This window comes from Paraburkholderia denitrificans, assembly GCF_042655705.1.
In the GTDB taxonomy this organism is placed as follows: Bacteria; Pseudomonadota; Gammaproteobacteria; order Burkholderiales; family Burkholderiaceae; genus Paraburkholderia; species Paraburkholderia denitrificans.
The window spans coordinates 121,887-146,865 of the sequence record NZ_JBHSMP010000019.1; the positions used below are offsets into that span (position 1 = coordinate 121,887).

General features: G+C 64.2%; 22 protein-coding genes and 3 pseudogenes. 12 read left to right on the forward strand and 13 right to left on the reverse strand.

Features of this window, described 5'->3' with window-relative positions; genetic code table 11:
* Window positions 1-139 precede the first annotated feature (139 nt).
* Both tal and ACFPTO_RS16640 read left to right on the forward strand, forming a co-directional pair.
* A complete protein-coding gene (tal, locus tag ACFPTO_RS16635; protein ID WP_377712841.1) occupies window positions 140-1,099 on the forward strand; it encodes a transaldolase in 960 nt (319 codons plus the stop codon).
* A 332-nt stretch (window positions 1,100-1,431) separates the two neighbouring features.
* The gene (locus ACFPTO_RS16640) at window positions 1,432-1,863 is read left to right on the forward strand and encodes a VOC family protein (protein WP_377712843.1); all 432 of its coding nucleotides are present in this window, start codon (window positions 1,432-1,434) and stop codon (window positions 1,861-1,863) included.
* 21 nt (window positions 1,864-1,884) lie between these two features.
* On the opposite strand, the gene ACFPTO_RS16645 is transcribed toward ACFPTO_RS16640, so the two are convergent.
* The 5 genes and pseudogenes from ACFPTO_RS16645 to ACFPTO_RS16665 form a co-directional block, all read right to left on the reverse strand.
* Entirely contained in the window at window positions 1,885-3,081 is a 1,197-nt protein-coding gene (locus tag ACFPTO_RS16645) for an FUSC family protein (RefSeq protein WP_377712845.1), read from the reverse strand.
* A 149-nt stretch (window positions 3,082-3,230) separates the two neighbouring features.
* Complete coding sequence (mctP, locus tag ACFPTO_RS16650; RefSeq protein WP_377712847.1) at window positions 3,231-4,781, reverse strand: monocarboxylate uptake permease MctP; 1,551 nt, start codon at window positions 4,779-4,781, stop codon at window positions 3,231-3,233.
* Window positions 4,778-5,014, reverse strand: coding sequence for a DUF3311 domain-containing protein (locus tag ACFPTO_RS16655; protein ID WP_377712849.1), 237 nt, complete (start codon window positions 5,012-5,014; stop codon window positions 4,778-4,780). The genes mctP and ACFPTO_RS16655 overlap by 4 nt, the downstream gene beginning before the upstream one ends.
* A gap of 351 nt (window positions 5,015-5,365) precedes the next feature.
* A complete protein-coding gene (locus ACFPTO_RS16660) occupies window positions 5,366-6,343 on the reverse strand; it encodes a class I SAM-dependent methyltransferase (protein ID WP_377712851.1) in 978 nt (325 codons plus the stop codon).
* A gap of 373 nt (window positions 6,344-6,716) precedes the next feature.
* A pseudogene (locus tag ACFPTO_RS16665) lies at window positions 6,717-6,916 on the reverse strand (DUF3562 domain-containing protein).
* 307 nt (window positions 6,917-7,223) lie between these two features.
* On the opposite strand from ACFPTO_RS16665, the gene ACFPTO_RS16670 reads away from it, so the two are divergent.
* Window positions 7,224-7,439 (forward strand): DUF3079 domain-containing protein, encoded by a 216-nt coding sequence (locus ACFPTO_RS16670; RefSeq protein WP_377712853.1) that lies wholly within the window; start codon window positions 7,224-7,226, stop codon window positions 7,437-7,439.
* Between the two features lie 120 nt (window positions 7,440-7,559).
* Here the strand turns inward: ACFPTO_RS16670 and ACFPTO_RS16675 are convergent, their stop codons facing one another.
* Both ACFPTO_RS16675 and ACFPTO_RS16680 read right to left on the reverse strand, forming a co-directional pair.
* Window positions 7,560-8,132 (reverse strand): hypothetical protein, encoded by a 573-nt coding sequence (locus ACFPTO_RS16675; protein ID WP_377712854.1) that lies wholly within the window; start codon window positions 8,130-8,132, stop codon window positions 7,560-7,562.
* Between the two features lie 47 nt (window positions 8,133-8,179).
* Window positions 8,180-8,740, reverse strand: a complete 561-nt coding sequence (locus ACFPTO_RS16680) for a hypothetical protein (protein ID WP_377712856.1) — start codon at window positions 8,738-8,740, stop codon at window positions 8,180-8,182.
* Between the two features lie 253 nt (window positions 8,741-8,993).
* On the opposite strand from ACFPTO_RS16680, the pseudogene ACFPTO_RS16685 reads away from it, so the two are divergent.
* The 4 genes and pseudogenes from ACFPTO_RS16685 to ACFPTO_RS16700 all read left to right on the forward strand — a co-directional run.
* Window positions 8,994-9,161 (forward strand): annotated as a pseudogene (locus ACFPTO_RS16685) (YlcI/YnfO family protein); the annotation flags it as partial.
* A pseudogene (locus ACFPTO_RS16690) lies at window positions 9,161-9,340 on the forward strand (type II toxin-antitoxin system RelE/ParE family toxin); the annotation flags it as partial. The pseudogenes ACFPTO_RS16685 and ACFPTO_RS16690, both read left to right, overlap by 1 nt.
* Window positions 9,341-9,672: 332 nt before the next feature.
* Window positions 9,673-9,918 (forward strand): type II toxin-antitoxin system CcdA family antitoxin, encoded by a 246-nt coding sequence (locus ACFPTO_RS16695; RefSeq protein ID WP_377712857.1) that lies wholly within the window; start codon window positions 9,673-9,675, stop codon window positions 9,916-9,918.
* The gene (locus tag ACFPTO_RS16700) at window positions 9,918-10,232 is read left to right on the forward strand and encodes a CcdB family protein (RefSeq protein ID WP_377712859.1); all 315 of its coding nucleotides are present in this window, start codon (window positions 9,918-9,920) and stop codon (window positions 10,230-10,232) included. The genes ACFPTO_RS16695 and ACFPTO_RS16700 overlap by 1 nt, the downstream gene beginning before the upstream one ends.
* A gap of 51 nt (window positions 10,233-10,283) precedes the next feature.
* Here ACFPTO_RS16700 and ACFPTO_RS16705 read toward each other — a convergent pair whose 3' ends face one another.
* The 4 genes from ACFPTO_RS16705 to ACFPTO_RS16720 all read right to left on the reverse strand — a co-directional run bounded on the left by ACFPTO_RS16705 (window position 10,284) and on the right by ACFPTO_RS16720 (window position 15,171).
* On the reverse strand, window positions 10,284-10,778 hold the full coding sequence (locus ACFPTO_RS16705; RefSeq protein WP_377712861.1) for a DNA-deoxyinosine glycosylase: 495 nt from the start codon (window positions 10,776-10,778) through the stop codon (window positions 10,284-10,286).
* A gap of 18 nt (window positions 10,779-10,796) precedes the next feature.
* A complete protein-coding gene (locus ACFPTO_RS16710) occupies window positions 10,797-11,468 on the reverse strand; it encodes a chorismate--pyruvate lyase family protein (RefSeq protein ID WP_377712863.1) in 672 nt (223 codons plus the stop codon).
* 140 nt (window positions 11,469-11,608) lie between these two features.
* Window positions 11,609-13,534 (reverse strand): molecular chaperone HtpG, encoded by a 1,926-nt coding sequence (htpG, locus tag ACFPTO_RS16715; protein ID WP_377712865.1) that lies wholly within the window; start codon window positions 13,532-13,534, stop codon window positions 11,609-11,611.
* A gap of 128 nt (window positions 13,535-13,662) precedes the next feature.
* Window positions 13,663-15,171, reverse strand: coding sequence for an aminotransferase-like domain-containing protein (locus ACFPTO_RS16720; protein WP_377712867.1), 1,509 nt, complete (start codon window positions 15,169-15,171; stop codon window positions 13,663-13,665).
* A 166-nt stretch (window positions 15,172-15,337) separates the two neighbouring features.
* On the opposite strand from ACFPTO_RS16720, the gene ACFPTO_RS16725 reads away from it, so the two are divergent.
* The 5 genes from ACFPTO_RS16725 to ACFPTO_RS16745 all read left to right on the forward strand — a co-directional run bounded on the left by ACFPTO_RS16725 (window position 15,338) and on the right by ACFPTO_RS16745 (window position 21,860).
* Window positions 15,338-16,246, forward strand: a complete 909-nt coding sequence (locus ACFPTO_RS16725) for a DMT family transporter (RefSeq protein ID WP_377712869.1) — start codon at window positions 15,338-15,340, stop codon at window positions 16,244-16,246.
* 128 nt (window positions 16,247-16,374) lie between these two features.
* Window positions 16,375-17,574, forward strand: a complete 1,200-nt coding sequence (locus ACFPTO_RS16730) for an aminotransferase-like domain-containing protein (RefSeq protein WP_377712871.1) — start codon at window positions 16,375-16,377, stop codon at window positions 17,572-17,574.
* A gap of 78 nt (window positions 17,575-17,652) precedes the next feature.
* Window positions 17,653-18,117, forward strand: a complete 465-nt coding sequence (locus ACFPTO_RS16735) for a RidA family protein (protein ID WP_377712872.1) — start codon at window positions 17,653-17,655, stop codon at window positions 18,115-18,117.
* A 171-nt stretch (window positions 18,118-18,288) separates the two neighbouring features.
* Window positions 18,289-19,167: a PhzF family phenazine biosynthesis protein gene (locus ACFPTO_RS16740; protein ID WP_377712874.1), complete on the forward strand. Its 879-nt coding sequence runs from the start codon at window positions 18,289-18,291 to the stop codon at window positions 19,165-19,167.
* Between the two features lie 335 nt (window positions 19,168-19,502).
* Entirely contained in the window at window positions 19,503-21,860 is a 2,358-nt protein-coding gene (locus ACFPTO_RS16745) for a bifunctional diguanylate cyclase/phosphodiesterase (RefSeq protein WP_377712876.1), read from the forward strand.
* Window positions 21,861-22,011: 151 nt separating this feature from the next.
* Here ACFPTO_RS16745 and ACFPTO_RS16750 read toward each other — a convergent pair whose 3' ends face one another.
* Window positions 22,012-22,470 carry a CopD family protein gene (locus ACFPTO_RS16750; protein WP_377712878.1) on the reverse strand — a complete coding sequence of 153 codons (459 nt, stop codon included), beginning with the start codon at window positions 22,468-22,470 and terminating at the stop codon, window positions 22,012-22,014.
* A gap of 178 nt (window positions 22,471-22,648) precedes the next feature.
* Complete coding sequence (gene parC / locus ACFPTO_RS16755) at window positions 22,649-24,964, reverse strand: DNA topoisomerase IV subunit A (RefSeq protein WP_377712880.1); 2,316 nt, start codon at window positions 24,962-24,964, stop codon at window positions 22,649-22,651.
* Between the last annotated feature and the right edge of the window lie 15 nt (window positions 24,965-24,979).

Consider the following 24,979-nt stretch of genomic DNA (forward strand, 5'->3'; position numbering starts at 1 on the left):
TTGCCGGGCCCCGCCTGGGCCCGACCTGGGCCCGACCTGGATACCACGCACGCCCCACCGCACTCTCCCGGCGCGCCTTCGGGCGCACGGCCGTTCAACTTTCAACTGTCACGGCGCCTTCGCGCCCTCAAGGCCTGACATGACTACCGCACTGGAGCAGCTCAAGCAGTACACCACCGTCGTCGCCGACACCGGCGACTTCCAGCAGTTCGTGCAGTACAAGCCGCAGGACGCGACGACCAACCCGTCGCTGATCCTCAAGGCCGTGCAAAAGGCCGAATACCGGCCGCTGCTCGAGAAAACCGTGCGCGATCACGCGTCCGAACCGGTCGAATCGATCATCGACCATCTGCTGATCGCCTTCGGCACCGAGATCCTCAAGATCATCCCGGGCCGCGTCTCGACCGAAGTCGACGCGCGCCTCTCGTTCGACACGAAGAAGTCGATCGACAAGGCCCATCACATCATCGATCTGTACAAGGCCGCCGGAATCCCGCGCGAGCGCGTGCTGATCAAGCTCGCATCGACGTGGGAAGGCATTCGTGCCGCCGAAGTGCTGCAGAAAGACGGCATCCGCTGCAACATGACGCTGCTGTTCTCGCTCGCGCAGGCCGCCGCGTGCGCCGAAGCGGGCGCGCAACTGATCTCGCCGTTCGTCGGCCGCATCTACGACTGGTACAAGAAGGCCGCGGGCCCGAACTGGGACGAGGCGAAGGACGGCGGCGCGAACGATCCGGGCGTGCAGTCGGTGCGCCGCATCTACGCGTATTACAAGAAGTTCGGCTACAGGACCGAGGTGATGGGCGCGAGCTTCCGCACGACGAGCCAGATCGTCGAACTCGCGGGCTGCGACCTGCTCACGATCAGTCCCGATCTGCTGCAAAAGCTCCACGACAGCACGGCAACGGTCGAGCGCAAGCTTTCGCCGGAAGCGTTCAAGGGCACGGAAATCGCGCGCGTGCCGGTGGACGAATCGTCGTTCCGCTTCCTCGTGAACGACGACGCGATGGCGACCGAAAAACTCGCGGAAGGCATCCGCGCGTTCGCCGCCGACGCCGTCAAGCTCGAAAAGCTGATCGAGGAAGTGCGCGCACGCTGACGCGCCGATGGGCACGGGCCGCGCTCCTTTCGCGCGGCCGCTTCGCGATGGGCCTGCTCCGCAACAAGCCCATCGCGCCCGTCGTGCCCCTCGTGCCTGTAGCGCCCTTCGTGCCTGTCACACCCTTGGCGGCGCCACCGCTCGCGTGGCTGCACGCCCGTCGCAACGCCCGTTCCCAGGCGCTTGCACCTGCTTTCGCCGGTCAACTCGCTGGACAAATTCACGCTGGCACGAACCTGCACGCCTAGAATCAGGACAGCGGCGCCCCCTGCCGTGCGATCCGGCCCTGTCTTCGGGCCGGCCAGACGTCCTGTCCCACCAGGAAACCGACGATGCTGATCCAGCCCTATCTGTTCTACAACGGCACCTGCGACGAAGCGATCGCGTTCTACCGCGAGGCGCTTGGCGCGAAGGAACTGATGAAGATGCGCTTCAAGGAAGCGCCGCCCGATCCTGCACGCCCGATGCCGCCCGAATTCGCCGAAAAAATCATGCACGCGACGCTCCAGATCGGCGACGCGGAAATCATGTTGTCCGACGGCGGCTGCATGACGAAGGAGGACAAATTCCGGGGCTTCGGCGTTTCGCTGACTGCGCCGGATATCGCGACGGCCGAACGGTATTTCAACGCGCTCGCGAACGGCGGGCAAGTGACGATGCCGTTCCAGAAGACCTTCTGGTCGCCGGGATTCGGCATGCTCGCCGACCGCTTCGGCGTGCCCTGGATGATCAGCGCGCCGCCGCTCGAGTCACCCGCCGCCTGACCTCGGCCAACGCCGCGCGCCTCACGCCATGCGGTGCGCCGAGGCGCGCTCGATGTTCCAGCGCGGCTCGGTTTCGAGCAGCAATGCACGCAGCAGATCGACCTGCTCCTCCACACGCAGACCGAGCCAGTACGGCCCCTGCATTTCCGGCGCGAGCGGCACGGCCGATGGCGCGGGCAACGCGTCGCCGGGTGCGCGGCGCTCGTCGCCGGGCACGTACGACGCCTCGCCATCGAGCGGACGCAGCGCACGCGCCGCGACCTCGGGATGGCGAGCGCCGCCAAAGCGCAGCGCACGCGCCGTCGCGAGCAGCGCCTCGCGCACCCGCGCGCCGCGTCCGGCGAACGCGACCTGAACGATCCGCCGCTCGTAGCGCTCCATGCCCGTCGTCATCATCTCCAGCGCGCTCAGGAGCGACCGGTGCAGCCGCTGGATGGCTTCCAGACGCGCGAGCGGCACGTCGATCTCCTTGGCCACCGAAGGCATCAGCACGCGCAACTGCACGAGCCGGTCGTTCATGCGCATGAAGGCAGCCACCAGAACCTCGCTATCGGCAGGTTCACCGCGCACGACCTGCGTGTAGATGTTCGCGCAATCGCGCAGATTGTCGGCGAGCCGGTAGCGCCACGAATACGTCGCGTGCAGCGGCAACGCGAACGAAAACGCCAGCGCGATCACGATGCCGACCATCACGTTGAGCGTGCGCCAGAGTCCGGTGTCGATGAGGTTGTCCCCGTGGCCCGCGACAATGCACATCGTGATCGCCGTCAGGAGTGCGACGTAACCGGATTTGCCGATCGCGTGCCACCCGCAGACGCCCGCCACCACCGACATCAGCACGTACGTGAACACCGTCGAATGCGTGAGCGCCTGCAAGCCGATGAGCGCGAGGCCGATGCCCGCGCCGAGCAGCGTGCCGAGCGAGCGCTCGGTCGCCTTCTTGCGGATATTGCCGTGATGCTGGAGCCCGCCGATCACCACGAGCACCGTCACCGACGCCCAGATGCCGTGCGGAATGTGAATGCCGCTCGTCGCGAGGATCGAGGCCATCATCGCGAGGCCCACGCGGATGCCGTGAATCAGGCGCGCGTTGCGGTAGCGGTAGAACGGCGAGGCGAGCGCGCGCCACGCGCGCGCGAGCCGCGAGCGTGCGCGGCGTGGCGGAGGTACGGGCGGTACGGAACGAACGGCGGCGGGATTGGATTCGGACTGGGCCATGACGCGAGCGGAACGTGAACCGGCAGGGAACCGGACGCTGGTGAGCGCAGCGTCGCAGCGCCCATCGTGCACCAGAAAAACGAATGCCCGCAACTATTCGTTGCGGGCATCGGGGCCGATCGAGGCTGCAAGCGGCAACCAGGCGCCGCTCAGCTTTCGAGCACGTCGAGATAGTCCTCCGGGCGCGTGCGGTCCTCACCCAGTTGCATGCCGAAGACATGCACGAGCACGGACACAACAACCGCCACCGCGAGGTTCACGACCAGCGACCACAAGGCCGCGTAGCCCGGGACGGCCATGCCGAACAGATGAATCACGAAGATCGAGCTTTCGAGCTTCAGCGAAATGGCCATCGACGTGCCCGTTGCGATGCCCGCGGCCCAGCCGAGCAGCAGGCCGCGGTAGTCGAGCTTGCGCGTGTAGAGGCCGAGCACGATGGCCGGCACCGTCTGGATGATCCAGATCCCGCCGAGCAGCTGCAACTGGATCGCATACTTGAGCGGCAGCCCGATGATGAACGCCACCGCGCCGACCTTGACGATCAGCGAGACGAACTTCGCGACGTTGGTCTCCTGCGCGGGGGTCATCCGGGGATTGATGAACTCCTTGTGGACGTTACGCGTGTAGAGGTTCGACGCGGCGATCGACATGATCGCGGCCGGCACGAGCGCGCCGATGCCGATTGCAGCGAACGCCACGCCGACGAACCACGACGGGAAGAAGTGCAGGAACAGCGCCGGGACCGCGAAGCTCGAACCGAAGGCCTTGAAGTACGGCACGAACTCCGGCATGTTCTGCACGCCCGAGGCGAGCGCCATGAAACCGAGCAGCGCGAGCAGGCCGAGCACGAACGAATACGCGGGCAGCATCGCCATGTTGCGGCGAATCGAGTTGCCCGACGACGACGAGAGAATTGCCGTGATCGAGTGCGGATACAGGAACAGCGCGAGCGCCGAACCCACCGCAAGCGTCGCGTAGGCGCTATAGCCGTTCAGGCTCGCCGCGTCCGGCGACTTGAGCAGCAGCTTGGCCGGCGGCACCGCGCCGAAGATGTGGCCGAAACCGCCCATCTGCGCGGGAATCACGATGATCGCCGCGCCGATCGTAATGTAGATGAGCACATCCTTCACGACCGCGATCATCGCCGGTGCGCGCAGACCCGACGTGTACGTGTACGCGGCGAGGATGGCGAACGCGATGATGAGCGGCAGGTCGCCGACGAAGCCCGTCGTATTGAAGCCGAGCGCGCCGATCACGACTTCGATCCCGACAAGCTGAAGCGCGATGTACGGCATGGTCGCGACGATGCCGGTCACGGCGATGGCGAGCGCGAGCATCCGGCTGCCATAGCGCGCATTCACGAAGTCGGCCGAAGTGACGTAACGATGGCGCTTCGCGATGGCCCACAGCTTCGGGAACACGACGAACGCGAACGGATAGATCAGGATCGTGTACGGCAGCGCGAAGAAACCCGTTGCGCCCGCACCGAACACGAGTGCCGGCACCGCGATGAACGTGTACGCCGTGTAGAGATCGCCGCCGAGCAGGAACCAGGTGACGAAGGTGCCGAAGCGGCGTCCGCCGAGGCCCCACTCGTCGAGGTGCGCGAGGTCGCCCTTGCGCCAGTTCGCGGCGAAGAAGCCGAGAATCGTGACGCCGACGAAGAACAGGATGAAGACTACGGTCGCGGTGATGTTCATTGCGCCCTCCCTGCGTCGCCGCGATGGCGGTGCTTCGTCATTTGATAGACGAACGCAGTGATAACCGCACTGATAAACACCCAGATGAGCTGATACCAGTAGAAGAACGGGAAACCCCACAGGGTCGGCTCGACCTTGTTGTACGACGGCACCCAGACCATTGCGATCCAGGGTATCACCAGCAGCCAGAGCCAGTGCTTGCTGCCCGTGGCGCTGTCAACGTCCTTTGCCATGGCGTCTCCTCATTGCTTTTAGCGGTAGCAATACCCGCGCCCCCCGTGGAGCGGTCGACGCCCGGCTCTTCGCGCAGGTGGCAAGGTCATCGAAAGCAAGAAAAAGAGTATCACGTTGCGATATGGGGTCAAGCCGGGGCCGACCCCAATCCGGACGCGGCTGTCAAGCTGCGATGCACCAAGGCTTGCCGCTGCGGTTGTCCGCACGCAACCGGTAATAAAAAACCGGCCTGAGGCCGGTTCCGGTTTCATGAAGCTGGGTCGGCAGCGCCGGGACGGGCGCGATTGCCGCCCGGCAGAGCGAACCTGAGCAAATCTGAGCAAACTGAAGCGAAGCGCAGGCGCGCTGGCTCAGATCGAGAACGTCTCGCCCGTCTGACCGCTCGATTCGCGCACCGCCTTCACCCACTCGTGCGCGGGCAGGCCAAGCGTCGTCTCCAGCACACGCGCGCGCTTTTCCAGCGCCGCATACGTGACCTCGAGCGCGGGGCCCGAGAACGCGAGCGCCACGCGATTGCCCTCGTGCACTTCGGGCAGCGCGATCACGCGGCCTTCGAACGCTTCATTCAGGCGCTTCATGTTGCGCACGAAACTCGGGTGATCGCCGAAGAGATTGATCGTCGCGATGCCGGCATTGGTCAGGCACAAACGCACGGCACGATAGAACGCCACGCTGTCGAGCACCGGGCCGCGCGCAGTTGCATCGTAGACGTCGATCTGCATCGCGCCGATCGTGCCGTGATTCGCGCGGTCGTTCACGAAGTCCCACGCATCGAGTTCGCGTACGGTGAGGCGCGCGTCGTCGGACGGGAGTTCGAACATCGTGCGCGCAGCGACCACGACCGCCGGATTCAGCTCGATCGCCTCGACCTTCGCCGGACGCAGATAGTGATGCGCAAATTTCGTGAGCGCCGCGGCACCGAGGCCGAGTTGCACGATGCGCGCGGGCGTTGCAAGGAACAACAGCCAGGCCATCATCTGCTGGGCGTATTCGAGTTCGATGTGATGCGGCTTGCGCAGGCGCATCGCGCCTTGCACCCACTCGGTACCGAAATGCAGATAGCGCACGCCGCCCTCCTCCGAGAACGTCACGGGCGCGAAACGCGGCTTGCGCGGCGCTTCGATGAGCGGCGCGCGGTCGAGATCGTCGTCGGCGCGGCGCGCTCGCGCGGCACCCTTCATCGTCTTCGTGGCCTTCGTCACCCGCGTAGTTTTGGCGCGCGGCGCGATTTCGGCTTCGGCCTCCTGCGCGGCGGCGTCGTTGCGATCAGTGCTGGGCTGGCTAAAAGCGCGCGCCTCGGCCGAGGCGCGCTTGATAAGAGTCGTCATGTAAAAGATAGCTTACGAAAGAGGCGGTTTCCCGGGCGAACGAGAGCATAGCATTCACGGCCAAATGCGCTGCCGAAGTGCTTCAACGGCCAGCAGCCATTTTGGGTACGCTTCGTTGCAAGCGATCGAATGGCAAACGCGTAAAGACGGGTTCCCCGCTTCGCTGCGGCGCACAAGCCGCTCACACGAATTGGCGCGACCGTGACGGTTATCGAAGGCATTGCCTTCTTCAACGTCTTCACGGGGCCTTTTGCTTTTTGCTTTTAGATCGGCCGGGGAGAAACACAAGACGCGTTCATCGACGATTGAGAACGTGCTATCCAGTCGCCGCCTCGATCACCCACGCCGCTTCTTCCGTATGAGATGCAGAGACTCAGTGCGGATCCTGTTTCCGCCGCCGCAGATTGTCCCGCACGCGACGGGCCACGAGGACCGGAGGTAGTCTGTGATTCGGGCGCCTTCGCTATATTCCGCCCAGGTCTCTTCGTACATCCTCGAGACGGTTTCTAGAGGGATATCGGTGTCACTGGCAATCGACTGGACCATAAATTCGTCAACGTGGTGCGCGGCCATCTTTTTCTCCCGGCAATCGGAGTATCAGGCGCAGGAAATCGCTTTACCGACCATGTTGTTTCCCACTACCTGCGTACATAACACTTTCACCTAAACCGGACCGGACAGCAAAGGGTTGTCTGGCACCTTGACGACTATCTCACCAGGCGTTGAGCCGCGTCACATGCGCGCGCAACCGACTTGCAAAACGACGGCAGACACCGCCCACGCGCGTCGCGGGCGCGACGTTTTGACATGCATCAATGCGCGGGCGTATGAACGACAATTGTTCCCGTCGCCAATCGTCGCGATTGTTCAGGGACAAACCATGGCAAAGAAGTTTCCGATCCATCCACTACACCCCGAGCGTGTTTGCTGGGGCTGCGATCACTACTGCCAGGCCGACGACATGCGATGCGGCAACGGACAGAGCCGCACGCAGCATCCGGTCGAGTTATTAGGCGACGACTGGTACGAACAAGGCGACTGGGGCCTCGATATCGACCCATCGGAAAAGAGTGTGACGCCGGGGAAGATCGGCTGAGGACGCGCGGATTTTCCGCGGGAACGATCTACGCAGGTGTCGTAGTGGTGCTGCTGATTCCACGATTGGTAGTGTGAGGCGCAGCCGGGCCGTTGCTTCGGCTGCGCCGTAAGCGCGCGACTACTTTTGCAGTTCAGGCGCGCTTGCCAGAGCCGACTGCAGTTTGGAGACTGCATCGGCCGTTGCCAGTTGACCGGCAAGACTGACGTTGTGCTTGAATTGACTAAACTCGGCGTGGCCATTACCCGTCACGTCCTCGGTAACCACAGTCTGACCGCTCGGGTCCGCGACTGAGCATGCAAGCGTGACCGAGAAATCCGTAGGCGGCCACGTGACAAGGCTCGGAGACGACGACGTCGTCTTGATCGTCGGCTTGATCACGTAATCAAGATGCCTGGCCTGAATCGTTGCGGCATCCGGCATGCTCTTGAGCTTGGTCACATTTTTGAACACATGACCGAGGCTGATATATATCGGCAATTCCAGGTCGTGGTACGGGTGATAGCTCACCTTATCGCCCCCGCCGCCGGGGGTAATCACTTCGCTCGCCAATTGATCATCTGTGATCACAAGACCCACAGTCTTGTCGAGTGCCTTTGTCGACAGCGCCGGAATTTTGTTCGCATCGCCGGTCAGCGAAATTTCATGCGCACAGCCTGACAATGCCGCGACCACGCTGGCTGCTGCGATCATTCGAATCAATGCCATTATGTTTGGCCCCTCTTGGTGTGGTTGGTATGTTATTGAATTGCATCAAGGAAGGCGGGATCGGCGTATAGCTCGCCGAGTAGCTTCTGGACGGCTAGCGGATATTCCTCGCGCGCTTTCGGTACAGCAATCATTGCAGCGAACGCCGAATCCCATTGCGTGTGTGCAGATTTGACTTGATCGTAACGCACGGTGCCTGCGCGCAAGACGATGAAGCGCGCCGACAGGTTCGCAGTGCCGGTTACGACGCCGGCGCTAACGTCGTTTTCCAGTAGTGTCGCCTTGATCTCGACATCGCTTTGCGGATCGAGCTTGCCAACCATCACTAACTCCCTGGTCATGGCGTCGGCAAGATACGCGCCGAATGAACCCCCAACCGGGGACTTCATTACGTTGGCTCGCAACGGCACCGGGTACGGATTCCGGATATCCGCATGGGATTCGAATGCGCCGATCTTCGCGTGCGCAGTCGTGGCGCTCTTGAGCGATTGAATGTTATCGACATCGGGGGAATACGGCGGAGCGACGACCGCACAAGCGGTCAAAAGTACAACCGGCACGAGCAGGCCGACTGCACGGACAACGGTGCGCATAGTAATTCACCTTGTTATTGTTAAAACCGACTTACACCACGGACTGTGAAGCAAACGCCAATTGGGTATTCGATCGGCGGGCATGGTTGTGAAGTCTCGTCAGGTTGCGGCCCGCCATTTTTCGGGTTATCGGCACGAAATTTCGACTCTTGAGTTCGTACATGCACTAATGCAGGCAGAGTACGAAATCTGCCTGCATTCATTCAATCTGCATAACTATACAAATGTCGTTTGCGATGCACCGGAACACATCATGAAATCTGCCACCTTTCCATCCATCCGGGTCGAACCGGAACTACGCGACGCCGCCGAAAGCGTCCTCGGCGAGGGAGAAACGCTCTCAGGCTTTGTCGAGCAATCGATCCGCGAGGGCATCGAGCGTCGTCGCAACCAAAGCGAGTTCATTGCCCGTGGCATCGCATAGCGACGCTTGAATCGTCGCCGTTTACTTGCCGCAAAGCGCATTCATCCATGCCGTTTCTGCGGGAACTGATCATTCAGTTTGGCGCATCGGGATATGTGGCGCTGTTCGAGATCGACGACGATCGGACCGTGACGATCCTTGCAGTGCGCCATCAGCGCGAGAGCGACTACTACTGAGCCCGCGTTGTCGATACAGACGACCCATCGCGGTGCGAAATAGCACTTTCCACGCTGACGAGGGATTCAACCGCAGCCGAGCAAGCTACAGCGCCAACCACTGACGCAACGCCTCCCACGCGTGCAGCTTCGCGTCGTAAGACACCGACGCGTACGCCGGGCTGTTCGACGGCAACCGGATGAGCCGATATCGATCCGCAGTCTGATCGAGCACCCGCATCCCGATCTTCTCTGCAGTTCCGCCGTTGAACGCGATGGCGACCAGACATCAATACCCAACATTTTCATGTGGGCTACAATGCGCATAACTCACCCACATAAGGAGCGGCGCCATGCGTCATACAGCTACCGATGCGGCTCCCCGTCGGGCCACAAACATTAGCCTGCCCGAAGACATCTACAAGGAAGCCAAGGAACTCGGTATCAATTTCTCGCAGACCTGCGAGCGGGCACTTCGCCAAGCAGTTCAAGCAGAAAAGGATCGCCAATGGGCCATCAAGTACGCCGGTTTTATCGAGGCCTATAACGAGATGGTTGAGCGCGATGGCCTGCCGCTCGCTCAATACCGGGCGTTCTGATGGCCCGTTTTGACGTATTTCCCAATCCGGGCCTACGCTCAGCCGTGCCTTATGTTGTCGATGTCCAAGGCAACCACTTATCCGGTCTGGCGACACGCGTGGTTATCCCGTTGCGACGAGTGGACAGCTTCGCCCCAGTCCCTCTTCCGCCTGACCTGATACCTGTTTTCACGATCGAAGGCATTGAGTGCATGCTGGATACGCCAACACTTGGCGCGATTCCCCGAAATGAATTAACCCAATCCGTTACGTCGCTGCTTCATCGACAGGACGAGATTATTTCGGCGCTCGACCGATTGTTTGGCAGTTGGTAAGCCGCCAGACACGCCTCTACTCTCGCTGACGCGAGACCACGTTCGGACGCGTCAATTCGATTGCCGCAGTTGCCGCCAAACAGCCAACTTTTCTGCGTATGTGACTGAAGCATAGGCGGGACTGCTTGATGGCAGGCGAAGCAATCTATATTGTCGGCCCCGCTCGCCAAGCTCATTCATGCCGATTTTGGCGGCGGTCCCGCCATTAAAGGCAATGGTGACCAAATTTGGCAATGTATCGATAAGCGCGATCAAGTCATTACTCGCGTGGTCGCGTATGCAGCTGTCGAGACTCCCGATACGACGAGCCTCTGCGACTACGTCCCATAAACCTATACGGTATTCGAGCAACGTATCAAGACGAGTTGCATAGTCCATCCCAACCAGTTCGTGCTCGATCACATCACCGACAAGACGCCAGAATTTATTCTGCGGATTCGCATAGTACTGCCCGTGAGCGAGCGAAACCTCACCGGGCAAGCTGCCTAAAATCAGCACGCGCGTCATCTCGTCAACGACGGGTGCGAAACACCGCTTGAAAGTCATGGGCACTCCGGCAACGGATCAACGCGACGCGGAAACCTCGCGTTGCGCCGCGTGCACACGCGAAGCGGTGTGATCGAGGGGACCGCGTTCGCGTCCCGTGTGCACCACACGGTCGACATGTGCGGTACGCGCAGCATGAGCAAGACGCGCCCACAGCGCGGGCAGCATGCACTCCGTGACGAGCAAAGGCGCGCCATACCGCTCGAACACCGAGCGGCGCGCCGCATAAGCGTGCGGCACCCATCCAGGTGCCGCATTCGCGGCGAGCGCATGCAGCGCGTGCCGCGCATTCACTCGTCGGCTCACGAGCGCCGAGCGCGCCACGCCGCTGTCGCGATAGAGGAGTTCCGCCAGCGGGCGCGTGCGCAGGCTGCGCATCGCGCGCCAGGCGCCATGGCTCGCGGCAAGCGGCGTCGCGCTGTGCGCGGCGACGAACGGCACGCCGTCGACCACGAGCACGATCTCGCGCACCCACGCGCTCGCGCGCGGGGCGAGACCCAGTGCCGCGCATTCATCGGGCCACGGCAGCTCGACGGCCTCGTGGGTCACGCGCACCTCGACGTGTCCGAGCGTGCGCAAATGCGCGGTGAGCGAGCCGCCGCGCGTGAGCCAGTCTTTCTGATCGGCGCTGAAGCGGGGCATGGGCGCGACGCGCCAGTGCGCGTCGGCGGCATCGAATCGGATGGACATGGCGCGCATTATAGGCCGCGAATATCTGGCTTCGTGCAAACGCACGCAAAAGAAAAACCCCTCGCGGCACGCGGGCCGCAAGGGGTTTCGAAGCACTTACGCCGCGCGCAGCATGCAGGCGCGCCGCCCGTGCTGCGCTATCAACCCGCGCGCGCGAGCAGCAGCGCGTTGGTGCGCTTCACGAAGCTCGCGGGATCGTCGAGTGCGCCGCCTTCCGCAAGCAACGCCTGGTCGAACAGCAGATGGCACCAGTCCGCGAAGTCGGCGTGATCGGCGGACAACCCCTTCACGAGCGGGTGTTCCGGGTTCACCTCCAGAATCGGATGCGAATCGGGCGCCTGCTGGCCCGCGGCCTTCAGCATGCGCTGCAGGTAGCCGCTCATTTCGCCCTCGTCGGCCACGAGGCACGACGGCGAATCGGTCAGGCGGAACGTGAGGCGCACGTCCTTCGCCTTGTCCTTGAGCGTCTCCTTCATGCGCTCGACGAGCGGCTTCAACGCTTCGCTCACCTTCTCCTGCTGCTGCTTTTCCTCGTCGTTGAGCGCGCCGAGGTCGAGGTCGCCGCGCGCGACGCTCACGAGCGCCTTGCCGTCGAATTCGTTGAGGTACGAAAGCATCCACTCGTCCACGCGGTCCGTGAGCAGCAGCACTTCAACGCCCTTCTTGCGGAACACTTCCAGATGCGGGCTGTTCTTCGCGGCTTGCCAGGTATCGGCGGTGACGTAGTAGATCTTCGTCTGCTCGGGCTTCATGCGCGCCACGTAATCGGCGAGCGAGACGTTCTGCTGGGCCGTGTCGCCGTGCGTCGTCGCGAAACGCAGCAGCTTCGCAATGCGCTCGCGATTCGCGAAGTCCTCGCCGATGCCTTCCTTCAGCACCTGGCCGAATTCCGTCCAGAACGTGGCGAATTTCGCCTTGTCCTCGTCCGTCGTGTCGGCGTCCGTCTGCGCCGGGTCGGCGGCTTGCGCCATCTCTTCGAGCATGGACAGCACGCGCTTGGTCACGCCGTCGCGGATCGCCTTGACGTCGCGGCTTTCCTGCAGGATTTCGCGCGAGACGTTCAGCGGCAGGTCGCTCGAATCGACCACGCCCTTCACGAAGCGCAGATAGTTGGGCAGCAACTGTTCGGCGTCGTCCATGATGAAGACGCGCTTCACGTAGAGCTTCAGCCCGCCGCGATGATCGCGGTTCCACATGTCGAACGGCGCGTGCGCGGGCACGTAAAGCAGTTGCGTGTATTCGCTGCGGCCTTCGACGCGGTTATGCGTCCACGCAAGCGGATTCTGATGATCGTGCGCGAGATGCTGATAGAACTGCTGATACTGCTCGTCGCTGATCTCGCTCTTCGAACGCGTCCACAACGCGCTCGCCTGGTTGATGGTTTCGAACGCATCCTTCGTGACCATCTCGTTCTTTTCGGCGTCCCATTCTTCCGCTTTCATTTCGATGGGCAGGCCGACGTGATCCGAATACTTCTGGATGATCGACTTGAGCTTCCACGAGGAGAGCAGCTCGTCCTCGTCCGCGCGCAGATGCAGCGTGATCGTCGTGCCGCGCGACGCGCGCTCGATTGCCTCAACCGAAAATTCGCCCTCGCCCGCGCTTTCCCAGCGCACGGCCTGCGACGCGGGCAGGCCCGCGCGGCGGCTCTCGACGGCGATCTTGTCCGCAACGATGAAACCCGAGTAGAAGCCCACGCCGAACTGGCCGATCAGCGCCGCGTCCTTTTGCTGGTCGCCGGACAGCTTGCCGAAGAATTCCTTCGTGCCCGAGCGCGCGATCGTGCCGAGATTCGCGACCACTTCGTCATGGCTCATGCCAATGCCGTTGTCGTCGATCGTGATGGTGCGCGCGGCCTTGTCGTAGCCCACGCGGATACGCAGGATCGCATCGTCTTCGTACAGCGCGTTGTTCGCAATGGCCTCGAAGCGCAGCTTGTCGGCCGCGTCCGATGCATTCGAGATCAGCTCGCGCAGGAAGATCTCCTTGTTGCTGTACAGCGAATGGATCATCAGGTGCAGAAGCTGTTTCACTTCCGCCTGGAAGCTCATCGTTTCTTGAGCCATGTTCGAGGGTCCTTTTTCGTTGCAATGCGGGTGTAAGAGGTTCGGCGCCACGTACGGTCACGGTGCGCGGTGCGCGGCGCGCCGTGCGCAGACTTGGGGACGCACGGCGCGTATTTCAAGGGCCAACCTCACGTACCGGCAGCCGTGCCGCGCCGGGCGACGCGGTCGAGGTAGTTCGTCAGGAACGACGAAAGCGCCGGATCGCCGCAGTTCGCGACGTTAAAACGCATCCAGGTGGTCGGCGACTGGTGCGGCGAAAAGAGGCTCCCCGGCGTCAGCAGAAAGCCCGCTTCGTGCCCGGCGGCGGTGAGCGCATCGGCGCAGACGCCCGTGTCGGCCCACAGGAACATGCCCGCTCCCGGCGCAGTGAAAAGGCGCATGCCCGTACGTTCGAGCATGCGCGCGGCCTTGTCGCGCACGCCGTCGAGCCGTGCGCGCAGGCGCTCCACATGGCGCCGGTAGTGCCCTTCGGTGAGCACGCGATAGAGCACGCGCTCGTTGAGCTCGGGGCTCGTCATGCCCACCAGCATCTTCTGGTCGCTCACCGCCTGCACGACATCGCGCGCGGCGGCGATGAATCCCACGCGCAGGTTCGGCGCGAGCGTCTTCGAAAAGCTGCCCAGATAGATCACGCGGCGCAACTGGTCGAGGCTCGCCAGACGCGTGGCCGGATAGCCTGCCGGACAGAGGTCGCCGTAAATGTCGTCTTCGACGACGATGAAGTCGTACTGCTCCGCGAGCCGCAGGATGCGAAACGCCTGCGCGGCCGTGAGCGAAGTGCCGGTGGGGTTTTGCAGCACCGAGTTGATGACGAGCATCTTGGGCCGCCATGTCGTCACGAGCGACTCCAGCGCATCGAGATCGGGGCCCTCGGGCGTGTACGGCATGCCGACGAGCCGCGCGCCTTGCGACGCGAAGCGCCCGAACATCTGGAACCACGCAGGATCGCCGACGACCACGGTGTCGCCCGGCTGCACGTAGAGGCGCGCGAGCAGATCGATGGCCTGCGTGACGCCCGACACCATCACGATCTGGTCGGGCGTCGCGCCGATCTCGAACTCGGCAAGGCGCGTCTGCAACTGCTGGCGCACGGGCAGGAAACCCTGCGGCGAGCCGAAGCCGAGCATCTGCGCGCCGCTCTGGCGTCCGAGCGAGCGCAGCGCGCCCGCGATCAGTTCGCCGTCGAGCCAGCGGGCGGGCAGATAGCCGAGGCCCGGCCCCTTTTCCGGATGCGTCGAAGTCTGGAGCATGTTGCGCAGCAGCCAGACCACGTCGAGGGTGGGCGGCAAGATCGGCTCAAGCGGCTCGCCGGGTTCGGCAGGACCGTTCGCGGCGTTCGCAGCCTGCCCGCGGCGCTCGATGGCCGTCACGTTGACGAGCCGCTCGCGCACATAAAAGCCCGAGCCGCGCCGCGAGTCGAGATAGCCCTGCGCGACAAGCCGTTCGTAAGCTTCGACCACCGTGAAGCGCGACACGCCTTTGTCGAGCGCGAGCTTGCGGATCGACGGCATGCGCATGCCGGGGCGGAACACGCGCTCCTCGATGCGGCGGCGGCCCCACTGCACGAGCTGGTCGACGAGCGTGAGCGTAGCCGCGTCGTGCGGTGCCGGAATCTGGTCGAGTGGAACGGAGGACATGGCGGCTCCCAACTGTACCGAACACTATCGGGCCGATTGTACCGTTACTGTCAGAGTCCCTACCGGTACATTCGATGTCATCCGTACCGGCAAGGGTCGGGGCCGCGGATCCGGAAACTGTCCGGATCCGCCGATCCGGGCGCCGCCGCTCACCGACACACGAACAATGAAAGCACGCGAAACCCAGGGCATGCTGCTCGGCCTCCTCGGCGTCATCACCTTCAGCCTCACGCTGCCGATGACGCGCATCGTCGTCGCCGAATTCCATCCGATCCTCAACGGCCTCGGCCGCGCGCTCGCCGCCGCCGTGCCCGCCGCGGTGCTGCTTGCCGTGCGCCGCGAAAAGCGCCCCACGTGGCCGCAGGTGAAAAGCCTCGCTGTCGTGTCGCTCGGCGTGATCGTCGGTTATCCCGTGTTTTCCGCGTGGGCGATGAAGACCGTGCCCGCCTCGCACGGCGCGATCGTCAACGGCCTGCAGCCGCTCGCCGTCGCGATCTACGCCGCGTGGCTCTCCCACGAGCGGCCCTCGAAGGCCTTCTGGCTCAGCGCGCTCACCGGCAGTACGCTCGTCGTCGCTTTCGCGCTGCAGGCAGGCGGCGGCGCGCTCCATGCGGGCGATGCGTGGATGCTCGTGGCAGTCGGCATCGGCGGGCTCGGCTACGCGGAAGGCGCGCGGCTCGCGCGCGAGCTGGGCGGCTGGCAGGTGATCTGCTGGGCGCTCGTGCTGTCCGCGCCGTTCCTCGTCCTGCCGGTCGGCTGGCTCGCCTTCCAGCACCATCTCACGCACCCCGGTCCGGTCGCGCTCAAGACGTGGCTCGCGTTCGGCTACGTCACGCTGTTCTCGCAGTTCATCGGCTTCTTCGCCTGGTACGCCGGGCTCGCGATGGGCGGCACCGCGCGCGTGGGTCAGGTGCAACTGCTGCAGATTTTCTTCACGATGGCGTTCTCGGCGCTGCTGTTCGGCGAGCAGATCGCGCCCGCCGCATGGCTCTATGCGGCAGCCGTCATCGCGACCGTGATGCTCGGCCGCCGCACGGCGATCCGCACCGCGCCGCTGCCCGCACGCGCCGCCTGAGGTATTTCGAGGCGGCGCGTCATCAACACAACAGCGCGTGTCTAATCGCATCACACACCGAGCACCACACACCACGCACCACGCACGGCTCACGCCGTTCTATCGACAACCCTTTACAGGAGACTTTCATGGATCAAAGCGAACTTCAGGGCGCCCGCGCCTGGCAACTGTCCGAGCGCGCCATCAAGCTCACAAGCTCGGCAATTCGCGAGATCCTGAAGGTCACAGAGCGCCCCGAGATCATTTCATTCGCGGGCGGCCTGCCCGCACCGTCCACCTTCCCCGCCGAGGCCATGCGCGTCGCGGCCGACCGCATCCTGCGCGACAATCCCGCCGCCGCGCTCCAGTACAGCGCGACCGAAGGCTATCTGCCGCTGCGCGAATGGGTGGCCGGGCGCTACTCGGTGGGCGGCGCGACGATCCGTGCATCGCAGGTGCTCATCACGACCGGCTCGCAGCAGGCGCTCGATCTGCTCGGCAAGGTGCTCGTGTCGCCGGGCAGCCCCGTGCTGGTCGAAACGCCCACCTACCTCGGCGCACTCCAGTCGTTTTCGCTTTACGAGCCGCGCTATGTGCAGGTGCCGACCGACGACCTCGGCCTCGTGCCCGAAAGTCTCACGCCCGCACTGACCGCAGACGCGCGCCTCCTCTACGCGATTCCGAATTTCCAGAACCCGACTGGCCGACGCCTGCCGCTCGAGCGCCGCGAAGCGCTCGCCGCATTCGCGCAGCACGCACCGTTCCCGGTCATCGAGGACGATCCGTACGGCGCGCTCGACTACGCGGGCAAGCCGCTGCCGACGCTGCTCTCGATGGCGCCCGAACACATCGTTCATCTGGGTTCGTTCTCGAAGGTGCTCGCACCGGGCCTGCGCGTGGGCTACATCATTGCGCCCGAGGCGCTGCACTTCAAGCTGGTGCAGGCCAAGCGGGCGAGCGACCTGCACACGCCGAGCTTCACGCAGCGCATCGTCCACGAGGTCGTGAAGGACGGCTTTCTCGACACGCACATCCCGAAGATCCGCGCGCTCTACCGCGACCAGTGCGAGGCGATGCACGCGGCGCTCGCGCGCTACATGCCCGAAGGCGTAAGCTGGAACAAGCCCGAAGGCGGCATGTTCGTCTGGGTGAACCTGCCCGCGCACATCGACAGCATGAAGCTGCTCGAAGAAGCCATTGCACAGAATGTGGCCTTCGTGCCGGGCGCGCCGTTCTTTGCGAACGAAGCAAGGCACAATACGCTCCGCCTGTCGTTCGTCACGGTGCCGCCCGAGAAGATCGACGAAGGCGTTGCGAAGCTCGGCGCACTGATTCGCGCACGGACCTGACGACGAACGCTTTATTCCCCTGTTTCCACGGCTTCACGAAGCACCAACAAACACAATTTCGCACAAGGATTTTTCATCATGGCTGACATCAACGTCTACGACCGTCTCGAACAACTCGGCATCACCCTGCCGCAGGCAGGCGCGCCCGCCGCGGCCTACGTCATGAGCGCACAAAGCGGCAACACGGTGTACGTGTCCGGTCACATCGCCAAGAAGGACGGCAAGGTCTGGGCCGGCAAGCTCGGCGAGAACCTCACCACCGAAGAGGGCAAGGCCGCGGCACGCTCGATCGCCATCGATCTCATCGCCACGCTGCACGCCCATACCGGCGACCTGAACCGCATCAAGCGCATCGTCAAGCTGATGAGCCTCGTGAACTCGTCGCTCACGTTCACCGAGCAGCACCTCGTCACGAACGGCGCGTCGGAACTGATCGCCGATGTGTTCGGCGAGAAGGGCAAGCATGCACGCTCGGCGTTCGGCGTCGCGCAGGTCCCGCTTGGCGCGTGTGTCGAGATCGATCTGATCGCCGAAGTCGCGTAAGCCTCAGGCCAGTTCGGTTGCAGCATCCGGGCCTCGTGCGTTGCGCGAAGCCCGCTGGTTTTGACGCATGCCGTGCCCGCCAGCGCGCACCCGGCATGCTGAACGCCACACCCTCGCAGTTTCGCGTCGCACAGCGCTTCCGCCCTCACTTCCTCGCCGGTGCCTCCCGCCATGACTTTTCGCAGCGTCCGCTTCAAACAGGTCGACGTGTTCACCTTGGCGCCGTTCAAGGGTAATCCGCTCGCCGTGGTGTTCGACGCCGACGCGCTCGACACCGCGCAGATGCAGGCCATCGCACGCTGGACCAATCTCTCCGAAACCTCCTTCCTGCTCGCGCCCGGCGACGCGCGCGCCGACTATCGCGTCCGCATCTTCACGACGCGCGGCGAGTTGCCCTTCGCGGGGCACCCGACGCTCGGCACCGCGCATGCGCTCCTCGAAAGCGGCTATGTACCGAAGACGCCGGGCCGCCTCGTGCAGGAGTGCGGCGCGGGTCTCGTCGAACTGGCCGCGCGCGAAGAAGGCGCCTGGGCATTTGCCGCGCCGCCCATGCGCGTAACACCGCTGCCCGCCGCGCAGTACGACGCGCTGCGCGCCGCATTGCGCTCGGATGCCATCGATTTCGACGCGGCGCCCTGCGCCGTGAACAACGGCGCGCCGTGGCTCGTCGTGCGTTTTGCATCGGCCGATGCCGTGCTCGCACTCGCGCCGGACCTGCAGGCGTTCACGGCCATCGCCGAAAGCATGGGCGCGCACGGCCTCGCCGCCTATGGTCCGCACGCGGCCGGCGGCCCGGCCACGTTCGAAGTCCGCTGCCTGATGACGGGCCTCGGCAATGGCGAAGATCCGGTCACGGGCAGCGCCAACGCCGCCATCGCCATGTTGCTCGAACAGCAGAACCTGCGTCCCGGCACGCGCTACACGGTGCGCCAGGGCACCGTGATGGGACGCGACGGCCGCATCACGATCGACTACGACGACGAGGCTCACAAGGTCTGGATCGGCGGTGCTTCGCTTACCGTTATCGACGGTACCTGCCGCCTGCCCTGAGCAACGGGCCGCATGCGCAAAACGGTACGCACGACGCATTCGGGCGCACCCGCGAACGATGCGTGATCGAACATCTATGCAGCACGCTTCGACATCGTGGGCGCACGGCAACAGGCCTCGCGTATACCCCATCCGCTAACCCTTTCGCAAACAATCCTCAGCCTTTAATATCGCGACATCGGGTGCCGAAACGCGCCCCGCGTCACCGTTCAGCGCGCCTCGTCCGCGCGCGTCTCGACCTTTCCCCAGAGCATGCCGCAGATGAATCCGAGCGCTTCGTTGCTGTCCCGGCTGCCGCACCCGCGTCGAGCCGAATCACGCGTGCACCGATCGAGATGAGCCCGGCCGGGGGTCCGTTTTCGCGCGAGCCGGGCCTGCATGCAACGCCCGCGCCGGCCTTCGCGCGCCCTCGCGCGCTGCTGGCGATCCCGCTGCTCGGCGTACTCGTCCTCATCCTGCTCTGGGCCGTGATCTTCACGCGCCTCGCGGTCGAGAAGGACGCGGCGATGCGCGAGGCCACGGCGTCGGCGGCGCTCCTTTCCGCCGCACTCGAACAGCACACCGTCAAGGCGATCCACCAGGTCGACCAGATCACGCGTTTCGTGAAATACGAGTTCGAGAAATCGCCGCGGACCTTCAATCTCGCGAAGACTGTCGAAAAGGGCGTCGTGCAGAGCGACTCGCTCGTGCAGGTCTCGCTCATCGACGAACACGGCACGCTCGTCGCGAGCACCGTCGATCCCGATCCGAAGCCGGTCGATCTTTCCGACCGCGAGCACTTTCGCGTGCACGAGCACGAGAACGACGACCAGCTCTTCATCAGCAAGCCCGTGCTCGGCCGCATATCCGGCCAATGGACGGTGCAGATGACGCGCCGGCTCAATCATCCCGATGGCTCGTTCGCGGGCGTCGTGGTGGTCTCCGAAGATCCGGGCTACTTCACGAGCGACTTCTACAACAACGCGGCCATCGGACGCGACGGCGTGATCGCCGTGATCTCGGACACGGGCGCGGTGCTCGCGCGCCGCACCGGCAACGCGCGACGCCCGAGCGGCACGTTCTCGGCGAGCGGCGCGTACCCGATCTCCGAGCACGTTTCGGGCACCTACGTCGATCCGCTCGACCGCGTCACGCGCATCGTGTCGTACCGGCATATCGACGGCTATCCGCTCGGCGTGCTCGTCGGACTTTCGCAAGCCGAAGAGTTCGGCGACTTCCATCACACGCGCAACGTCTATCTGCTGATGGCGGCGTTCATCTCGCTCGCCATGCTGTCCTTCCTTGCGGTCGCAACCGGCTTGATCGGCAAGTTGCTCGGGCGCGAGCGCGAGATGTCGCAACTCGTGCAATACGATCCGCTGACCGGGTTGCCCAACCGCTATGCGACGCTGCAGCAACTGCGCTTCGAAGTTTCGCAGCCGGGCAACGTGGGCCGCCTCGCGATCCTCTTCATCGACCTCGACAACTTCAAGACCGTCAACGACACGCTCGGCCACAACGCGGGCGACATCGTCTTGCAGATGAGCGCGGCGCGGCTTGCCGAGGCGGTCGGACCGGGCGGCACGCTCGCGCGCATCGGCGGCGACGAGTTCGTCGTGATCGTCAAAGGCGACATCATCGAGAAACGCGCGGTCGCCATCGCCGAAGCAACGAGCGTGGCGTTCACCGAACCGTTCGACGTGCGCGGCAGCACGTTCGTGCTGCATGCGAGCACGGGCATCGCGCTTTACGCGGTTGCGCACGAAAGCGAAATCGATCTGCTGAAGAAGGCCGACCTCGCGATGTACGCCGCGAAGGAAGCGTGCCGCAACTGCTTTCGCTTCTACTCGCCGCAGCTCGCGCATCGCGCCGACCATCTGATGAAGTGGGAACAGCAATTGCGCGTGGCGCTGGCCGAAGGGCAGCTCTTCCTCGCGTACCAGCCGAAGATCGATTTGCGGCGGCGCTGCATCACCGGCTTCGAGGCGCTCGTGCGCTGGAACCATCCGCAGTACGGGCTCATCGCCGCGGGCGAATTCATTCCGGTCGCGGAATCGACGGGCCTGATCGTGCCCGTCGGCGACTACGTGATCCGCACGGCCTGCGCGCAACTCGCGCAATGGCAGCAACAGGGCTATGAAACGCTCACGCTCGCCATCAACATTTCCGCGGTCCAGTTCTGGCGCGGCGATCTCTACGAAACCGTTTCGCGCGCAATCGAGGAAACGGGCATCGCCGCGCACCGGCTCGAACTGGAGATCACCGAAACGGCGATGATGGAGTACCCCGATCTCGTCTCCGAGAAAATCTTCGCGCTGAAGCGCCTCGGCGTGCGCGTGGCCCTCGACGACTTCGGCACGGGCTACTCGTCGCTCTCGTATCTGAACCGCTTCGCGGTGGATACGCTCAAAGTCGATCGTACGTTCGTGCAGGCGATTCCAGCCGACCGCAGTGTCTGCGTAATGGTTTCGGCAATCGTGAATCTGGCGCGCTCGCTCGGCCTCACGGTGGTGGTCGAAGGCACCGAGACCGAAGAACAGATTGCGTGGCTTGCGGCGCTCGGGCCGATCGAGGCACAGGGTTACCTGTTCTCGCGTCCCGTGCCGGTAGAGGGCGTGGCCGCGCTGATCGAGCGCTTCGGCGTGTGCGGGAGTGCGCAGCCCGCGGAAGCGGCCCGGCACAAAGAACGCCTGAGCGACGAACCGCATCGATAAACGCGCCACAGCGGGCGCTTCATTCGACGCTTCATTCAGTGATTCGCCGCAGCGATTCGCGGCAGTGATTCACCGCAGCCTGGCGGCTTCAAGACGGCAAAACGCGGGCCGGCAAACAGCACCGGACCCGCGCGGTAAAACAACAAATCGATCAGAACCCGCGCCCCGACACGGCAATGCCGATCGTCAGCACACCCAGCACGAGATTGAACATGACGAGGCGGCGCACGGTAACCACCGCGCGTGCGCCGTCCGGCCAGCGCTGCGCCTGCACGGCACGGCGAATGGCCGGAAAGGCCACGAAAATGATGTGGCCGAAGAGCAGCATCATGATCGAGCCGAGCGCCGCCATCGCGTTCAGTTGCCAGGGCGCCCCGGCGCCGCCGAACACCATCAGCATGTAGCCGCCGGTCAGCAGAATCACGATCACCGCGACGCCGATCCAGTTGAAGAAGCGCTTGTGCACGGCCTCCCAGAGCGGCAGCCGTAGCTGCGGCGAGAGATCTTCGAGCGCGGGGCGCAGACAGAAGAGTGCGAACACCATGCCGCCCACCCAGACGGCAACACTCAACAGATGCAAAAAGAGCGCGATTCCGAGCGCGTGATTCATGCTTCAGATTCCTTTTGTAATCTTGACGGGACGGCAGTACGCCTGCGAACAACGCGAAAGCGTTAGCGCGCGATTATTTCATGTCGCGTAAAGGCACGTTCAGAGTGTGGGCACCTGTGTCGCGCTCGCGCATCGCACCGGCGTCGCCCGCCGCCCTGCCCCTTACTTTCACTGCGCTTTACGGCTGCAACACCGGACGCAACGAAAAGATCTGCTTGAGCTTCGAATCGGGCGCGCGGCCCTTGCGCGCGCGCTTGCCGATCTGCGGCGCGAGCACCGGCCCCGCCATCAGATCCTCGCCCGGCTTGCCGCCGCGCCCCGTGCCGACCAGCACCACACCCGCCGCGCCGATCGCGAGCGCCTGCACGAGCTTCTCCTTGTCGTCGAGCTGCATGAGCGTCACGCCGCGGCCGCCCGCGGAAAGCGTCTTCATCTCGTCGAGGCCGAACACGAGCAGCCGCCCGCCCGACGACAGACACGCCACCTGGAGCGCGCCCGGCAGCACCGGCATCGGCGCAAGCGGCACCGCGCCTGCGTCGATCGTCATGTACGACTTGCCCGCCTTCACGCGGCTCACCATGTCGCCAATCTTCGCGATGAAGCCAAAGCCGTTGCTCGACGCGAGCAGCAAATGCTGGTCCGCGCCCGCCGCGAAGTAATGCAGCAGATGCGAACCCGCTTCGAGTTCGATCAGCGACGTGACCGGCACGCCGTCGCCGCGCCCGCCCGGCAGTTGCGCGACCGAAATCGAATAGACCCGGCCATTGCTGCCCCACGCGATGAGCGGATCGGGCGTGCGGCACTGGAACGCCGCATAGAGCGCGTCGCCGGCCTTGAACGTGAAGCCCTGGCTGTCGAGCCCGTGGCCCTTGAGCGCGCGCACCCAGCCCTTCTGCGACACGACCACGGTAACCGGCTCGTCCACCACGCGCACTTCGAACGACGCGCGCTTTTCCTGCTGGATCAGCGTGCGGCGGTCGTCGCCGTATTGCTTCGCGTCGCCTTCGATTTCCTTCACGATGACGCGCTTCATCGACGCTTCGTTCGCGAGCAGCTCTTCGAGCTTCGCCTTTTCGTCGCGCAGCGCTTCGAGTTCCTTCTCGATCTTGATCTTTTCGAGCCGCGCCAACTGGCGCAGACGGATTTCGAGGATGTCCTCGGCCTGGCGGTCGGACAGACCGAACGCCGAGATGAGCGCCGCTTTCGGCTCGTCCGACTCGCGAATGATGCGGATGACTTCGTCGATGTTGAGGAAGACGATCATCCGCCCTTCGAGGATGTGGATGCGCTCGTCGACCTTCGTCAGGCGATGCTGCGTGCGGCGTGTGACCGTCGCGAAGCGATAGCCGATCCACTCGTACAGGATCTCGCCGATGCCCTTCTGGCGCGGACGGCCATCGGCGCCGATCATCACGAGATTGAGCGTGGCGTTCGATTCGAGGCTCGTGTTCGCGAGCAGCGAATTCACGAATTCGCTCTGGTCGATGCGGCTCGTCTTCGGCTCGAACACGAGGCGCACCGGCGCGGCCTTGCCCGATTCGTCGCGCACCGCGTCGAGCAGCGCGAGCATCGACTGCTTGCTCTGCAGCTGCTCGGGCGTGAGGGTTTTCTTGCCGAGCTTGAGCTTCGGGTTCGTCAGCTCCTCGATTTCTTCGAGCACCCGCTGGCACGACGTGTTCGGCGGCAGTTCGGTCACCACCAGTTGCCACTGGCCGCGTGCGAGATCCTCGATCTTCCAGCGCGCGCGCACCTTCAAGCTGCCGCGCCCGGTTTCGTACGCCGCCGCGATTTCCGCTTCGCTCGAAATGATCTGGCCGCCGCCCGGGAAATCCGGCCCCGGCAGCTTGTCCATGATCTCGGCGTGCGTGATCTGCGGATTGCGGATCATCGCGACCGCCGCCGCCGCGACTTCGCGCAGGTTGTGCGACGGAATTTCCGTGGCGAGACCCACCGCGATGCCCGACGCGCCGTTCAAAAGCAGCATCGGCAAGCGCGCGGGCAGCGTCTTCGGCTCTTCGAACGAGCCGTCGTAGTTCGGCATGAAGCCGACCGTGCCCATGTCGATTTCGTCGAGCAACAGCTTCGCGATGGGCGTGAGGCGCGCTTCCGTGTAACGCATCGCCGCCGCGCCGTCGCCGTCGCGCGAGCCGAAATTGCCCTGGCCGTCGATGAGCGGATAGCGCATCGAAAAGTCCTGCGCGAGCCGCACGAGCGCGTCGTACGCCGACTGGTCGCCGTGCGGGTGATATTTGCCGAGCACGTCGCCGACCACGCGCGCCGATTTCACGGGCTTGGCGTTGTCGCCGAGGCCCATCTCGTTCATCGCGTAGAGAATGCGCCGCTGCACCGGCTTCTGGCCGTCGCAGACATCGGGCAGCGCGCGGCCCTTCACAACGCTCACCGCGTAGTCGAGGTACGCGCGCTCCGCGTAGTGGCCGAGCGTCAGCGTGTCGCCTTCGGCGCCGCCCGTCACTTCAGCAAAAAGATCGTCCATATTCAGTCAGTCCGT